This is a genomic window from Paenibacillus sp. 1011MAR3C5 (assembly GCF_003591485.1).
GTDB lineage: Bacteria > Bacillota > Bacilli > Paenibacillales > Paenibacillaceae > Pristimantibacillus.
Window position 1 is genome coordinate 58,845 of the sequence record NZ_QZCF01000001.1, and the last position, 15,715, is coordinate 74,559.

General features: G+C 52.4%; 10 protein-coding genes. 2 read left to right on the top strand and 8 right to left on the bottom strand.

Translation table 11 applies throughout. The annotated features are described in order from the left end of the window. Positions 1-20 precede the first annotated feature (20 nt). From D3P07_RS00310 to D3P07_RS00335, 6 genes are all read right to left on the bottom strand, one after another. Positions 21-1,496, bottom strand: coding sequence for a chlorohydrolase family protein (locus tag D3P07_RS00310; protein WP_182914116.1), 1,476 nt, complete (start codon positions 1,494-1,496; stop codon positions 21-23). Next, positions 1,493-2,530 carry a sugar phosphate isomerase/epimerase family protein gene (locus D3P07_RS00315; protein ID WP_119798112.1) on the bottom strand — a complete coding sequence of 346 codons (1,038 nt, stop codon included), beginning with the start codon at positions 2,528-2,530 and terminating at the stop codon, positions 1,493-1,495. The genes D3P07_RS00310 and D3P07_RS00315 overlap by 4 nt, the downstream gene beginning before the upstream one ends. A 68-nt stretch (positions 2,531-2,598) precedes the next feature. Next, positions 2,599-3,417, bottom strand: a complete 819-nt coding sequence (locus D3P07_RS00320; protein ID WP_119798113.1) for a PIG-L deacetylase family protein — start codon at positions 3,415-3,417, stop codon at positions 2,599-2,601. An 86-nt stretch (positions 3,418-3,503) separates the two neighbouring features. Next, the gene (locus tag D3P07_RS00325; protein ID WP_119798114.1) at positions 3,504-5,042 is read right to left on the bottom strand and encodes an extracellular solute-binding protein; all 1,539 of its coding nucleotides are present in this window, start codon (positions 5,040-5,042) and stop codon (positions 3,504-3,506) included. Positions 5,043-5,092: 50 nt separating this feature from the next. Continuing rightward, on the bottom strand, positions 5,093-5,974 hold the full coding sequence (locus D3P07_RS00330; protein ID WP_119798115.1) for a carbohydrate ABC transporter permease: 882 nt from the start codon (positions 5,972-5,974) through the stop codon (positions 5,093-5,095). Between the two features lie 11 nt (positions 5,975-5,985). Continuing rightward, the gene (locus D3P07_RS00335) at positions 5,986-6,945 is read right to left on the bottom strand and encodes an ABC transporter permease (protein ID WP_119798116.1); all 960 of its coding nucleotides are present in this window, start codon (positions 6,943-6,945) and stop codon (positions 5,986-5,988) included. A 378-nt stretch (positions 6,946-7,323) separates the two neighbouring features. On the opposite strand from D3P07_RS00335, the gene D3P07_RS00340 reads away from it, so the two are divergent. Next, a complete protein-coding gene (locus tag D3P07_RS00340) occupies positions 7,324-9,663 on the top strand; it encodes a helix-turn-helix domain-containing protein (RefSeq protein WP_119798117.1) in 2,340 nt (779 codons plus the stop codon). A 107-nt stretch (positions 9,664-9,770) separates the two neighbouring features. On the opposite strand, the gene D3P07_RS00345 is transcribed toward D3P07_RS00340, so the two are convergent. Further along, positions 9,771-11,321, bottom strand: coding sequence for a flotillin lipid rafts scaffold protein FloT (locus tag D3P07_RS00345; protein ID WP_119798118.1), 1,551 nt, complete (start codon positions 11,319-11,321; stop codon positions 9,771-9,773). Positions 11,322-11,348: 27 nt separating this feature from the next. Next, positions 11,349-11,882 carry an NfeD family membrane protein gene (locus D3P07_RS00350; RefSeq protein WP_119798119.1) on the bottom strand — a complete coding sequence of 178 codons (534 nt, stop codon included), beginning with the start codon at positions 11,880-11,882 and terminating at the stop codon, positions 11,349-11,351. 517 nt (positions 11,883-12,399) lie between these two features. Between D3P07_RS00350 and D3P07_RS00355 the strand changes: the two genes are divergently transcribed. After that, entirely contained in the window at positions 12,400-15,516 is a 3,117-nt protein-coding gene (locus D3P07_RS00355) for a transglycosylase domain-containing protein (protein WP_119798120.1), read from the top strand. Positions 15,517-15,715 lie beyond the last annotated feature (199 nt).

Sequence of the window (15,715 nt, forward strand, 5' to 3'; positions counted from 1 at the left end):
CCTTCAACTATACCTGGATATTAATCGATAATCGGAAAAGCAGGCGGGAACAACACGTCCCCGGAACGGCGCTCCTGGTCGGTCACGGTATAACAGGCTTTATATTTATTGAAGCATTGCTGGGCTTTCTCCCGCAGCTCTTCCGTATCCAAGTCCGGCAGCGCAAAGTTTCTCATGACCGTCCGCCCGTTGATCATGACGTCGCGGACATTCGCTCCCGTCGTGTTCATAATGAGCGTGCGGATCGGGTCCTCGATCGGCGTGACGCGAAGCGAATCCAATTCGACGACGATGATATCGGCTTTGGCGCCCGGCGCCAGCTTGCCCAGATCGTCGCGTCCGAGCGCTTTCGCTCCATTCGTCGTTGCTGCGCGGAACAGATCCGCTTCCGTCGTCTTGCGCGTAGCGGCCTCGATTGGCCCGCCATAGGGATTGAACAGCTCACCGCGTTCGATAATTCGTGTGAGGTTCCAGGCGAAGTTAAGGTTCTGAATCATATCGGCTGGATGAGTGTCCGTTCCCATCGTCATATTGACGCCAGCCGCAAGGTAGTGGCTGAACGAATAGAGCGCCTGGCCGCCATGCGCTTCCGCGATCGGCGTATGGACAACAGAAGTCGCGGAATGCACGAGCAAAGCCAGCTCATCCCTCTTGGGCTTGCCGCTGCTCAGCATCGGTCCGGTTAGAATGGCATGCGGAATAAGTGTTCTTGCGCCCAGGAATTCCAGATGAGCCAAATATTCAATCGGCGATAGCCCGTACCGTTCCAGCAAATACGCCGCTTCCTGAGGCGATTCCGCGCAGTGCAGGCGAATTGGAACCCCCTTGCTGTCGCTGAAGGCTTTGGTTTCTCTGACAACATCCTCCGTCAGATTCGGCAGCTGGCAAGGCGATAGGAATGCTCGGATTAGTCCGTCGAACGAGCCGTCGAAATCCTCCACATACCGGAAAGCATCGCGAACGCTTGCCGGTCCTCTATCCGAATCAACCGGGGCATGCGGGGAAGGCGACATTCGGTAGCTCGGTCCCAGGTACATGCGCATGCCGAGCTCGGCGGCGATCTCTGCCCCGTCGGCCATCTCCTCGTACGTCTCTGCCCATGCCCGGAATCCGTCTCCCGCAATCGGCATCCCCGTCGTAATGCCGTTCATGATGAGCTGGGCGTACGACAGGCGATGCTTGGTGCGCAGCTCCTCCCGGCTGAACAGCTCCGACTTTCGGAAGGTGTCCGGATTGCGCCGATACCGGTCCGCAGCCGTTCTAGGAACTGCGACATCGAGAATGCCGTGATCTATATCAACTAGCGCATCGAGATCGATGAAGCCGGGGCTGATAATCGCCAGTCCCATATCCAACTCTTCATCAACCGTTCCCGGGTATTGCTTGCCCGCGTACAGAATCGTATCCCCTTCGTAGACCACTTCACCGTTCCGGTATATGACATGGTCATCGTCCTCATAGCCGATGACATAAGCAGCTTTCAGTTTTTTCTTCATGACCGCAGCCCCATATCCCGAAGCAGGCCGCTTAGATGAGAGCTCGCCTGCTGCAGCCGCTGATCCCGCTGCTCCGCATAGGAAGGCCCCTCGTAGATGGCAGGATCGGGAAGAGCGCCAGCCAATATACGCTGCTGGCAGCGCCATGCATGTCTGACCAGCTCCGCCGTCTCCTCTACCGTCAGATCAGGATGGCTGTTGCGCCACTCCGCCACATACAGATCCAGATGCATGAGGCCCTTATGGTCTTCGATCTGGATATGCAGGTCGGGCTGATGCGCCGAGATGATCGAGAAGATTTCGCGGAAGTCGACGAAGCCCTCGCCCGCCGGCTTCACTTGCCTAATCAATCCTGTATCCGAGAAATACAGGATGCAGTCCTTGGCATGCATCTGATGCACATACGGAGCCGTTCGCCGTGCTACGCAAACCGGGTCCTCCGCACGCGACACGACATTCGCGGTATCGAATGCCACACCAAGCACATCCTCTCCCACTTCCTCGATCAGACGCAAGATTTCAAAGGAGGTAATTTCCTCATGCGTCTCCAGATTAATCCGGGTTCCTGTATCTCTGAGCGCCGGTGCAAGCGATTTCAAAAACCGGGCAGTCGCCTGCAGCTGCTCTTCCCATGTCACATCCGTCCGAAACCGGTCATAGACGTGATAGCCCGTATGCTGTCCTTTCCAGCCGGCCGTCACCCCGATCAGTTCCTTTGCGCCCATGAATGCCGCCGCTTCCAGCATTTTCTCTACGGCGCGCTTGTAATCGCCGCCGCCGATCGTCCATGCCTCTGGCGTTTCATTTGTGTTGAACGGATTGACGCGGCCGATGCCGAAATCTACATACAAGCCCAGCTCTCTTGCGCAATCAGCCGCCGCCTGTAGTTCGGAACGATCAAGCGTCGGAGATACGGAAAGCGGCAGCTTGTAATATACGCCGTCGAAGCCTTCATGCTTCGCCTTCTGGAGCGCCTTCTCAACGGGCAGCTCCTCCTGCAAAAAACCGTGATGCATATCAATGCCTAATTTCATATACGTTCACCTGCCCCAATCCTATTAATCTATAATTCTTGCAGTCTACGACTCATCGTGCAGTGAGACTAGGAACGAAGCATCGGGAATAACCGCTGTAGCTGCTCCTCAGACGGGCGGCTGGCGTACGGCGCGAATTCGAACGGCTCCGCATACCTTACGCGCGATGCCCGCTCCTTGCCGTAGCCCTGCTCAAGAGCCGGCAGCATCTCTTCGCTTACATCGAAGAACGAAGCCCAGCCTGCCAGCAAAAACTGCTTTTTGCCCTCCCAATCCTCCGGTACGGGATGATCCTGGCCCCAAGAGCTGAACTCGTAGAACTGGGTGGCGTGAGCGTCGCAAGCAAGCAGCTTCTGCTCTACCGCTTCCCCGATGTCTACAACTAGATCGGCAGAATATCGTTCCTTCATGGAATAGTCCGGCATAAGCAGATAGATTGGCTCCTTCATCGGAATAGGCGTATCCTGTACCGTAAGCGGCACACGGACGAACGGCGCAGCATCGCCGACGATATGTCCGGCATAGCGGTTGTCAGGATGGCGGCCGCCTTCCGGATGGAACGAGATGACTACATCAGCCTGGAAGCGGCGAATCTGGCGAATGACCTCTTGGCGCAGCTCAATCGTAGGAAGCAGTTCCCCGTCATGCGTGTCCAGCACCTCGTATTCAACCAGCCCGAGCCGCTCTTTCGCCAGCTCCGCCTCCCTCTTGCGCCGCTGGACGAGTGCGGCACGATCCATGGTCTGATGCCCGCAGCATCCATCCGTCAGTGACAGAAATTTTACACGATGCCCTAGCGAGACGAACAGAGCCGCTGTACCGCCTGCATAGATATCCGGCTCATCGGGATGTGCCCCGATGACCATAATGTTCAATACTTCGTTCATACGTTTTCATTCCTTTCGTACGCCCCCTTACAGGGGTGTCAACATGATTGGGTTGAGAACAGGGCCTGTTCAGCCCTGCATCCCGATTACTTCATGGAATTGTTGTACAGCTCGATCAGTTTCTTCACGCCTTTATTTTCCATATCCTTCACATAGTTCTCCCAATCGGCATCATTGCCGAGACGGCCGAACACAAATCCGTCATGCGCTTTCGCATAGCTGTCCTTAAGTGTCGTAAGCAGCATATTTTCTTCTTCCTTCTCGTCCGAGGTCAGCTTCGGAACCTTCACAATCGGCGGGAACCAATTGTTCGCCCGCGCCTCTTCGGTAAGCGATGTCACGAGCGGATTGTCCAGAACCTTGGTGAACCAGTCGTAGGTATACAGCATCGTGTAGTTCTGGTTGGAGGCTCCGCTGTCCCACAGCGCGCGCTGGATGCTGGTAGCGCCTGTAATTTTGTCTGTGAACTGCTTCTTGCCGTCCACTACGGTGAAGGAATCGTTCTCCTCGCCCCATGTCACGATCGTATTGCCTTCGTCGCTGTACAAATAGTTCACAAATGCCAGCAGCTCTTCAAAATACGGCTTGTTGGCAGCCGAAGCCGGAAGGACAATGCCGTGCGGGATGCGCTGCGTGCTGGCAGCCAGCTTGCCGCCAGGACCTGCAATCGGCGGAATCGGAGCCAGATCAAAATCCGGGCTTACATTCTTCTTGCCGTCCGCATTCAGCTGAGCGAGCTCGCTTATCCACGTATAAGTGAATACGCTTTTCCCGGTAACCAGCTTCTGCTTCCATGAATCCAGACTGGAGGTGAACAGCTCCGGATCGGCCAGCTTCTCGGATACCAGCTTGTTCAGGAACGTCACATATTGCCTGTAATTATCGCTTGTATAAAGATACGTGTACGATTGCTGCTGCTCGTCGTAGACAAAGCCGTTATAGGAAGGATCGATGCCCCACGCCGCGCCGGATAAGTTGCGGATCGTCTCCGCGCGGACAAGGTTCGCCATCGGGAACGATGAAGGATCCTTTTCCTTCAGCACTTTAAGCACGTTGTACAGATCGTCCATCGTCTCAGGAACGCTCAGGTCATACTTCTTCAGCAAATCCATCCGAATGACTGGCGCTGTATTATAGAGGGCCGCCTCGTTCATGACCGGAGCCACGTAGAGCTTGCCGTCCTTCGTCCGCCAGTTGTCGAGCTCATCCTCGATCTCATACTCCTTAATTTTCTTCTCCAGATTCGGAAGCTTATCCATGTAGTCGCTGAGCGGAAGCAGCACGCCGTTCTGGGCAAATTCCAGGACGATCTCTTGCGTCACTTCTGTCACCAGATCGGGAATCGTGCCCGAGCTTAGCACAATCTTGAGCTTATTCTTATAGTCAGGCGAAGGAACGGCCTGCACATCGATCTGCACATTGCCCTTGGTCTGCAATTGCTTGAAGAGCGCCCATTCCTTGTTGAACGGATACGCGGAAGAATCGCTGTACATCATAGACAGTCCAGTCGGGCCAGCGGGATCGGAACTCGGCTCCTTGGATGATTGCGAGCAGGCGCTGATCGGCAGTGCCACAAGCAGAGCCGCCAGCGTCGTCATGACCCCTTTGCGAAATTTCATATTCATTGTTGATATCCTCCCTTTTTTGTAGTAGCACTAGCGAGATATAAGATCAATCAACCTTTGACCGCGCCTAGCATCACCCCCTTGGCAAAATGTTTTTGCGCAAAGGGAAATACACATACGACAGGAATCGTCGTGACCATAATAACTGCCGCCTTGAGCGAAGCCGAAGAGAGCGTCGTAATGTCATTTTGGCCAATACCCGACCCCATGGATGCCAGATCGGCGCCGGCCACTATATTCCGAACAATCATCATAACCGGATGCATATCGCTTGAATTCAAGTAGATCATGGAATTGAACCAGTTGTTCCAATAATACACGATCAAGAACATCGTAATCGCCGCAATAACCGGCTTGGATAACGGAATGACGATTTTAAACAGAATTTGCATCGGATTCAAGCCGTCGACCATCGCCGCTTCCTCCAAGCTCTCAGGTATGCCCTGGAAAAACGTCATCATGAGCAGCAAGTAATACGGCGTAATGCAGAACGGAATGACAACAGCCCAGATCGTATCGATCAAGCCAACGCTCTTCACGACCAGATAAGTCGGTATCAAACCGCCGCTGAAAAACATCGTGAACATGACGATCAAGACAAAAGCCTTGCGCCCTTTCAGGAACGTTTTGGAGAGCGGATATGCGCATATGATCGTCATGAACAATCCGATAGATGTGCCGAGCAGCGTTTGGAAGATGGAATTTTTGAAACCCTGCAAGATGGTCGGGTGATCGAAGATTCTCAGATAGGCGTCCATATTGAACCCAATCGGCCAGACGACGACCTTCCCGCCTAATATAGCCGCCGATTCGCTGAATGAAATGGAAATCAGATGGATGAACGGAAATGCGATCGCGAGCATAACCATGCCCAGTATGCAATAATTAAAGATCATAAATACACGATAACCTTTGGTTTTCCGGTATAACATACGACCCCTCCTTAATAAAGCGATACGCCCGACAGTTTGCGCGAGATATAATTGGCCGCCGAGACAAGCCCGAAGCCGATCAACCCGCCGAACAGGCCTGCTGCTGTCGCGTAGCTGTAGTTGTTGTTCTCAAGTCCCATGCGGAATACGAAGGTATCGATAATATCGCTCGTTGCGGAGTTGCTTGCCGTATAAAGAAGCAATACCTTCTCAAATCCTAGCGAAAGCAGCGAACCGAGCGAAATAATGAATACAACCGATATGGTAGGCAGAATTTGCGGAATCGTCACATGGATCGTCTGCTTCCATCGTCCCGCTCCGTCCAGCTCCGACGCTTCATATAATTGCGTATCGACCGAGGCCAGCGCAGCTACGAAGATGACGGCGTTCCATCCCATGTACTGCCAGACATCCGAGCTGATATAGATGAAACGGAACCATTCAGGCTGATTTACGAAAAATATCGGATCGATGCCAAGCGACCCCAGCACTTTGTTGACGATGCCGTTCGTAGGCGACAGCAGCTCCTTGATTAGTCCGACCACGACAACAATGGAAATGAAGTTCGGAAAATACGAGATAATCTGAATGAACCGTTTCAGCCGCGCCCCCATGATTTCATTAATAAGGAGTGCAAAAATGATCGGCAGCGGGAAGCTGATGCTCAGGTTCATCACGCTGAGCAGGATCGTATTTTTGAACGCCAGCCAGAAGTTCGGATCCTCCATGAACATTCGGAAATAACGCAGGCCTACCCATTCCGTGCCATAAGGCGGTCCGCCCGGCATGTACTTTCGGAAGGCCAGAATATTGCCGAATATCGGTCCGTAACGGAAAATGGAAAAATAAAGCAGCGGCAAAGCCAGCAATACATAATAGTAATAATTTCGCTTCCAGTATGAGCGCCCTGCACGCTTGACGTTCGGTACGTGATCCTTCGATCTCGGCGGCGATGCGGCGGCGTTATTCATGTCGTTACTCCCCTTCATGTGCGGTTATTTCGGCCGTCAGGTCCGTGAATCCATCAAACCACATCGCAAGGATCGCCCGTAATAGCCAAGTTCGCCCGCCGGTCACGTTTTTCATCTTTGCAGTTTCGTGCATAGGCGCAGCCCGTTGTCACTCTTTTCGCCCTTGTCACATGATTCGCACCGCCAGCCATGCGGACAAGCGATTAGCTCATGTTGCATATTTCCCCATGTCCCACAATTCCACTTTGTTGCAGATATCGCACGGCTACGCATTGCTTTTGCACCGAAGGTTACCTATAATTTGAACCAAACTTGTCTAACGGATCGACCTGTTCCATCCAACCAGCAACGAGTACAGAATGTCGATGAGGTGAGAACATGCAAAATATCCGTCACAGAGGGTCACGGCTCGGCTTCCGGAGTATTTTCTACCGGTTAATCATTTTATTCGTATCGCTGTCCGCTTTCATTCAAATTGCGCTGTTCCTGAGCACCAGCATTTCCATGAACTATATTGAAGCACAGCTCAGAACGAACTATGACCGTTCATTATCCAATCTTTCCTCTACCATGAACAATCTGTTCGACGGCATTTATCAATCGAACTTTTTGCTGGCGCTTGATCCGAACATTCTGAAAGTCATTACGACCCAATATGCGGAAGACGATATCGGCAAATACGCGGATTATTCGCAAGCCGTGCGCTCGCTCTCACGCATTAAGGCTAGCAGCAATTACATTGACAACGCCTATATCTATAAACGCGATGAATCTGTCATCATTAGCGATAACGGCACCTATGAACCGGAGTCATTCTATGAAAGCGCATACAAGATGGAGCAATATCCGCTATCCTTCTGGCAGGGATACAAAACGAATCATCATTTGTTTACGATATTGCCTCCTTCCGTTGTCTCAAGCAGCTATAGCAATCGCGGCGAATCGACGATCTCGGTCGTGCAATCGACGGTGGGCGGTCATTACTCCAACAATTTGTACGTCATTAATATGAAGGCAGAGGCTGTCCGCAATTTGCTGCAAAGCTACATGCAGACACCGAACAGCCTAATCATGGTCGCCGATACGGAAGGAAATATGCTGGCTTCGACTCGTATGATCGATGTGTCTATGCAATCCTTTATGAACGAGCTGCTGCTGAACCCGGAGACGAAATTTGACGCCGTGCATGAAGGCGAGAACATGCATATTATCAAATACACAACAAACTTCTTTTTCCGGGACGTGACGATGGTGGTGGCGGTTCCCCATACCGATCTTACATCGGCCTTGACCAAGATGAAGAGCTGGAATGTCACGATTACCGGCATACTCTTCCTTGTTTCTCTGCTGCTGTCGATCTTGTTCAGCCGCAGATTCTATTCGCCTATCCGCTCGCTGGTGCAAACCTTGCAAGGCACTGGCTCCAGAAAGGATAAAACGCACTCGCCTATCAACGAGCTGGAATTTCTGAATACGGAAATCAAACGAATCTTGACGGATGTAGACGATCTGAACCGGACCTTGTCCTATTCGCTGCCAATCGCAACGAAACATTTTTTGGCCAAGGTGCTCCAATCGAACTTTCCTTACGACCATGACGTGATCGATTCCTATTTGAACAAGCTGGATTTCCAGTTTCCGAATCCGTATTTTCAGGTTAGCCTGATTCAGTGCAACTTCCGAAAGCCGTTCTATGATCTGTATTCGGAGAAGTTCCAGAACGAAGCGACAGATACGATCTTCCGCATACTGAATGCGTTATTGCCGCAAGAGCATCCCCTCTACATCCTGGAGCTGGATGCCCATATGTTCGCTGTGCTGACCAACCCCGCGTCGAAGAATGACTTTGAGGTCTATTCCGCTTACTTCAGGCAAATTGACAGCTTGTTCCGTCAAGACGAAGCCGAGCTGCGTATTCACATTGGGATGGGACGGGTCCATGAAAATTATACGGGGATGCAAACTTCTTATGTAGAAGCCATGAAAGCGTTATGGCAGGTGTCTCCCTTCGATTCCAAACGAATCGTGCAGTATTCGGAGTATGAGCTTGAGGAGCCGCGCTATGTGCTTAGCCGGACTGACGAGAAGATATTGGCCAACCTCCTTGCGGCAGGCAAGCGCGAAGAGTTCAGAGGGCTGCTGGATGTCGTCATTGCCACCAATACGGACCGTTATATGACGGGAACCAACATGAAGCAGCTGTTCGTTCACTTATATTTGATCGGCATTCAAGCGCTGAAGAGCAAAAACATTGCCGAGGAGCATGAGGAAGAACTCGACATGACGCAATTCCTGCTCTCATCGGATGTTGGATCCACTAAGGAGATGACAGAGCATCTATACCAGTTTTTCGATCGGGTGCTTGAGCTCTGCGAGTCGCCGCCTACGGATGCCTTTAATATCAAGCTGTTCCGCACCTATCTGGACAACCATTACGCCGAGGAGATTACGCTGGACATTCTGGCGGACAAGTACAATACGACACCCAAGTACATGTCACGGCTGCTCAAAAAGGAATTAGGCACGACCTTCCACAAGTACCTGCAGCAGCTGCGGATAGTCCGAGCGAAGGAAATGCTTACTTCCTCTTCCGCTCCGATCCATGAGATATGGGAGCAGGTGGGCTTCAACAACCGCAATACCTTTATCCGCACCTTCAAAAATCAGGAAGGCATCTCGCCAACCGATTACCGGAGATGTCATCGTCCTAGCGATTAGCGCACCACTGCACTGTTGCCAATATGACATGCGCAAAGCAAAAAAAGGCCGAGTCAGGGAAGTTATCCTTCCCTGACTCGGCCTTTGCCGTGCTCTTCTTCGAACTGTTATTCAGTCGGATTAACCGGCTTGATTGGCGCCTGTGCAGCAGGCTTGCTCGCTGCCGCCGGAGCTTGGACCGGAAGTGCAGCTTTCGGCGCTGCCGGCGCAATCGCCTTGGAGGTCAATCCTTGGATCAATTGATTCAAGTCGATGCCGGACACGCTCTTCAGCATCTCTGGCGCCGTCGACATCAGCGACGTTACATAGTTGCTAAGCCGCGCTGCGCCTTCGCCATTGCCCGTATCTACAACGGTCAGCTTGTCGATCGAGCTGATCGGCTCCGCCACTTTGCCTGCCAGCTCTGGCAGCATCTTGACAATAATATCGAGAACCGCCGCTTCGCCGAACTTCGCGAACGCATCGGCCAGCTTTTCTTTCGCTTCCGCTTCTGCCAAACCGCGCAGACGGATAACTTCGGCTTCCGCCGTACCTTTGGCACGTTCAGCCTCGGCTTCCGCCAAACCGTCCAGACGCTTCTGAGCAGCTTGCGCTTTCGCTTCCGCTTCGATCCGGTACTGCATGGCATCCGCTTCACGCAATTGCTTCGCTTTGTTCGCTTCTGCCGCTTGCTCGACGGCATAACGATCGGCGTCCGCCTTCTTCTTCACTTCCGCGTCGTATTGCTTCTCGCGGCGAAGAATCTCTTTGCCCTCCAGATCGATCTCTCTTTCCTTCCGGACGAGCTCGACCTTCATCTGCTCCTCGACTACGCTTTGCTTCGCACGCGCTTCCTGGATAGAATACGCCTGATCCGCTTCCGCTTTCGCTGTATCTTGGTCGCGCTTAAAGGAAGCGACCTTCATTTCCTTATCCTTCTCGGCTTCCGCGATATTCGTATCGCGCAGCAGCTCCGCTTTCTGACCAGCCTCAGACGCAAGCGCCTTCTGGATACGAGCATCCCGTACCGCTTCCGCTTCGGCAATCTCTGCGTCACGCTTGACCGCTGCGATACGCGGCTTGCCAAGCGCATCCAGATAGCCGTGCTTGTCGCGCAGATCCTTGATCGTGAAGGAGACAATCTGCAAACCCATCTTCTTCAAATCCTTCGCCGCCACGCCTTGCACCTCTTGCGCAAACTTGTCGCGGTTACGGTATACTTCCTCTACGGTCATGGAGCCCAGAATCGCCCGCAGGTGACCCTCCAGAACCTCTTGGGCTTCGCCCTTCAACGCTTCCGTCGGCTTGCCCAGGAACTGCTCGGCAGCTGTCGCTACGTCTTCAATTGCACCGCCAATCTTGATAATCGCAACCCCGTCAGCCATAACCGGAACGCCTTGCTCCGTATACACCTCCGGCGTCGATACGTCCAGCTTATGCGACAGTAACGACAGAAACTCGGCCTTCTGGAAGATCGGAAGGATAAATGCGCCTCCGCCCCGAATAATTTTCACCTTGCGTCCTGACTCGTCTACAAGTGAATTCTTGGTGCCGAGGAATGACCCTGTTACCAGCATCGCCTCATCCGGGCTTACCGTCTTGTAGCGCGCCCAGAAAGCCAAGCCAAGGACGACCAGAACCCCAACTACAATAATAGGAATTGTTAAGTACTGTTCCATTCAATTTCTCCTCTCTTATTAAAATTATTAGATCGACAGGTTCAGCTCCGATACATACAATACGCCTTCCCTGACGTCAACCACTACCACTATCGCTCCGCCCGGTATCGGCTTTTTGTCGTAGCTGGCTGCGATTTGGTTGGTATTGCCCGCCCCTACCTTGACCAATACTTCGCCATAGCCTTTCTCCGGAATCGGAACGATCACTTCGCCTTGAGATCCGGCAAGCGAACCGATCGTGAATGCAATCGAATTCTCGCTGTTCTCCATCGGCTTCACATATAGGAAGAAAACGGCGATAGCGCCCACAATGGCGATCAGCAAAGCGATCAGCGCAATAACCCAGATACCGAGCCCGCTATATTGCTCCAGCAACAGTCCGGCTCCCCCGAAGATCGTAATGCCGCCTACCAGCGTCATCGGCTGGAAAATCGACGGACCGTCGAGCGACAGGAAGTCAAGCACTCCGTCCATCGCTTGGCTCAGCCAATCCCCGAATATAACGCTGACTAGCGCGTACAGAATGCCGCCGATGAGACAGGCCATATAGATCGTCTCCATTTTCCTCCTCCTCTCTCAAAAGGCATAACCTGTTATCGTTTCCGTTATTTATTACGTTTTAGTTGTGAAATAGTTTCTAAAATAAAGGCAACCGACAACACTTCATCGATTTATGATGCCATGCACACGATCGTTCTTCCATTTACTTGAAAAAGGCTTGTTTTTCGCTCTGGACAACTCAGGCATCCCTTGACCCGCGTTCACAGCGCCATTGCACACGGTATGATGCAACGGCGGTTCACCCTTCTCCATGGTACACTTGAACGATAGATGCGGCAAGGCTCTATTCATACACATTGCCTAACAAAACTTTTTCCCCTCTCTCTTCGTCTATAGATGAAGAATAAATGCAGCACTTTCTTCTATGACCTCTGCTGCATGCTGTATTCCAAGCTGCACTAGCGCTGTGGCACAGGGTTGTCATATGGACAGAAATGGAATATCAGGGCACGAGACATGTACCATAAAGGGTTTTGTGCTATAATGGTAATGCTATTTTGGAGGAGGAGTTATAAGCATGCAAGAAGATCGTCAACCATCGCCGAAGGCACCTTACAGCAGATGGCGATTATTCGGATTGGTATCATTCATTACTGTAAAATGGATTGTTTATTTTGGCATAATCTTTGGCTTGCTGGCAGGCGGCGTCATGACAGGCTACGTGGCCGCTCTGGTCAAGGATGAAGAAATTAGGCCGCAAAGCGTCATTCAGGACAAGGTCGGCGAATATTCCATGACCGGCTATGTGTACTTCAGAGATGACTCGCTGGTCGGACAGCTGCGGACCGACGAGGACCGGATCGTCATTACATACGACGAAATTCCGCAATCCGTCATTGACGCCCTGCTGTCTACGGAAGACAACAACTTCTTCGAGCATGACGGCGTCGATATTAACGGCCTCGGCCGCGCGGTCAAGCAGAAGCTATTTAATGAAGATACGCAAACCGGCGGCAGTACGCTGACACAACAGCTTGCGCGCCGGGTGTTCCTTAGCCTCGACAAAACCGACAGCCGCAAGATCAAGGAGATCTTCCTGTCGCTTCGCATGGAGCGTTATCTGACGAAAGAAGAAATCTTAGCGGCTTATTTGAACAAAATGCCGTTCGGCAATGGCTCCAACGGTTATCAAGTATTCGGCATCAAAGCCGCAGCCAAGGGCATATTCGGCATAACCGACCTGTCCAAGCTCAATACGTCCCAATCCGCTTACCTGGCAGGCCTGCCTCAGCTGCCTTCCCTCTACACCGCCTTTACGGGCTCAGGGAAGTTCAACGAAGCAGGGTTCGAACGCGCGGTGAAGCGCCAGCAGCTCGTTCTCAAGCGTATGATGGAGACAGGTAGGCTGAATCAGCAGCAATATGAAGAAGCCCTTAAATTCGATATTCGTTCTTCTATCGCACCGCCTAGCGAGAAGGCGTATACGACCTATCCTTACCTGATGCTTGAAGCAGAGCGTCAAGCAGCGGAAGTGCTGCTCATGCAAGGCGATCCGACGCTGACCAAAGCCGACCTTCGCAAGAAGGAGAATGCCGGTCTGATCGAGGAAGCACGCGAGCAGCTGCTGCGCGGCGGCTACCATGTCTATACGACGATCGACAAAGATGTCTATACGATTATGCGCGAAATTGCCAGCAATGAAGACAACTTCACGCCATACAGCGAGAAGAAAGGCATCGAGCAGATCGCAGGCGTCATGCTGGATCACAAGTCCGGCGCCATCATCGGCATGCTGGAGGGCCGTGACTTCTACGAAGAGCAGATGAACTTCGCAACGCAAATGATTCGTCAGCCAGGCTCCACGATGAAGACGCTGGCCGCTTATTTGCCCGCGATCGACGCCGGTATCATTCAGCCGGCAAGCATTATCGACGATGCGCCAATCGTAATGAAGGACGGTCAGAAGGGCTTCCATATCCCGATGAACGTAACGAATAAGTTCAGAGGGCTTGTCACGGCACGCGATGCGCTTAATCGCTCGCTTAACCTTCCTGCGCTGAAAATATTCAACGAAGAAGTCACGATTGACAAAGCATGGGAATTTGTAAGATCGCTTGGCATTACAACGCTGCAGCCTGAGGATGCTTATTCCCAGACAGGCGTTATCGGCGGCTTGCGCCTTGGTGTCTCGGTAGAAGAATTAACGAACGCATACGGCTCTATCCCGAATCAGGGCGTATTCCAGGACGCTTACATGATTGAAAAAATTACAGATGCCAACGGCAAAATGATCTATGAGCACAAGGAACAGCCGAAACGCGTCTTCTCTGAGCAAACAGCCTTCCTGATGACCGACATGCTGAAGACGGTAATATCCGATCCTTCCGGCTCAGGCCATCAGGTAACCAAGCAATTCAAGCAATACGGCAAGATTCCGGTAGCAGGCAAAACCGGCTCCACCCAAAGCTATGGCGACGTATGGTTCATGGGCTTTACGCCTGACGTCACGCTCGGTGTATGGGCCGGTTATGAGGAGCAGATCAATTCCCTCTCCAACAACGGCCAGACCCGCGCACGCTCCGTCTGGACGCTTATTATGAATAAGCTCACAGAAGAGAAGCCAGAGCTATTCGTAACGGACAGCTTCGCGAAACCGGACGGTGTCGTGAAAGCGACCGTATCCAAGGCAAGCGGACTGTTGCCTACGGAATTGACCAAGTCAGCCGGATTGCTCGTAACCGACTGGTTCAACAAAGAATATTTGCCGAAGAAAGCAGACGATGCACTCGTTAATATGAAATACATTACGTATGAAGGCATTAACTATGTCCCTAACGAGCTGACGCCTGACGATATGCTGAAGGAAAAGGTTGTCATCAAGCGCAAGAAGCCGCTAGATGTGCTGATGGACGAAATCAAAGAGGCGCAATCCAAGCTGCCTGCCAAAAACAGAAGGCCGCTGGAGGTATACGTCCCTATGGACGCACAGAATGACGCGCCTTCCAAGACCGATCCGCGCACAGATGACGGCGCTGCACCGCAGACGCCGGCCGATGCGAAGCTCAGCGCTTCAAGCGCAGGAGACGTTACGATCACATTCTCTGCCAGCAAGTCGCCTGACGTGGTCGGCTACAGGCTGTACCGTTCCACGAACCAAGCCGATTATGCGAAGTCCGGTGCATCCGTTCTTCTAGGCGACGAGACCAAATTCACCTTTAAGGCTTCGGACAAAGAAGCGGCAACGTATTATGTCGTAGCCGTCGATGTCGTTGGCAAGGAATCCGCACCAAGCGCCATTATGAATTATGGTTCCATCTTGCCGGAATTGCCTGAAATTCCGGGGGTACCGGGTATTCCGGGCTTCCCTGACGGCGAGAATAACGGCAATAATGGAAACAACGGCAATAACGGCAGCGAAACAGGCACACCGCCTTCCGCGCCTACCGGACTAACGGCGGAGAGCTCCGATCTCAGCATCCTGTTGAGCTGGGCAGCCAATCCGGTATCCGATCAAGTTACGCTCTACAACATCTATTACAGTGCCGGCAGCGACGGCAATTATGTCAAGCTGGGAACTACTTCTCAGACCAGCTTCGAGCATTTGGCGCCGCTATCCAGCGGCAGCTATCAGATCACGGCTGAGAATGGCTCCGGCGTGTCATCGCCGTCAGCGAGAGTTACAGTAGGTCAATAATACATGGGCGTTACTGAACCACTGGCCTATGTCAACAAAGCAGCGCCTCCCTTCCGGGGCGCTGCTTTTAGTTTGAGCGTACATGGCTGAACCCGCTTGTGTACACTCCTCTTATTATCTGGCTCTTCCCTGCTGTTTACCGATTGAACGCATCGTTTTGAATTTATACGAACAAAGAAGAAGCCTTTAGGTCTACAAA

What these genes read in the sequence shown, in the direction of transcription:
- D3P07_RS00310 (WP_182914116.1), bottom strand. Translation starts at nt 1,496, where the DNA reads ATGAAGAAAAAACTGAAAGCTGCTTATGTCATCGGCTATGAGGACGAT.
- D3P07_RS00315 (WP_119798112.1), bottom strand. Translation starts at nt 2,530, where the DNA reads ATGAAATTAGGCATTGATATGCATCACGGTTTTTTGCAGGAGGAGCTG.
- D3P07_RS00320 (WP_119798113.1), bottom strand. Translation starts at nt 3,417, where the DNA reads ATGAACGAAGTATTGAACATTATGGTCATCGGGGCACATCCCGATGAG.
- D3P07_RS00325 (WP_119798114.1), bottom strand. Translation starts at nt 5,042, where the DNA reads ATGAATATGAAATTTCGCAAAGGGGTCATGACGACGCTGGCGGCTCTG.
- D3P07_RS00330 (WP_119798115.1), bottom strand. Translation starts at nt 5,974, where the DNA reads ATGTTATACCGGAAAACCAAAGGTTATCGTGTATTTATGATCTTTAAT.
- D3P07_RS00335 (WP_119798116.1), bottom strand. Translation starts at nt 6,945, where the DNA reads ATGAATAACGCCGCCGCATCGCCGCCGAGATCGAAGGATCACGTACCG.
- D3P07_RS00340 (WP_119798117.1), top strand. Translation starts at nt 7,324, where the DNA reads ATGCAAAATATCCGTCACAGAGGGTCACGGCTCGGCTTCCGGAGTATT.
- D3P07_RS00345 (WP_119798118.1), bottom strand. Translation starts at nt 11,321, where the DNA reads ATGGAACAGTACTTAACAATTCCTATTATTGTAGTTGGGGTTCTGGTC.
- D3P07_RS00350 (WP_119798119.1), bottom strand. Translation starts at nt 11,882, where the DNA reads ATGGAGACGATCTATATGGCCTGTCTCATCGGCGGCATTCTGTACGCG.
- D3P07_RS00355 (WP_119798120.1), top strand. Translation starts at nt 12,400, where the DNA reads ATGCAAGAAGATCGTCAACCATCGCCGAAGGCACCTTACAGCAGATGG.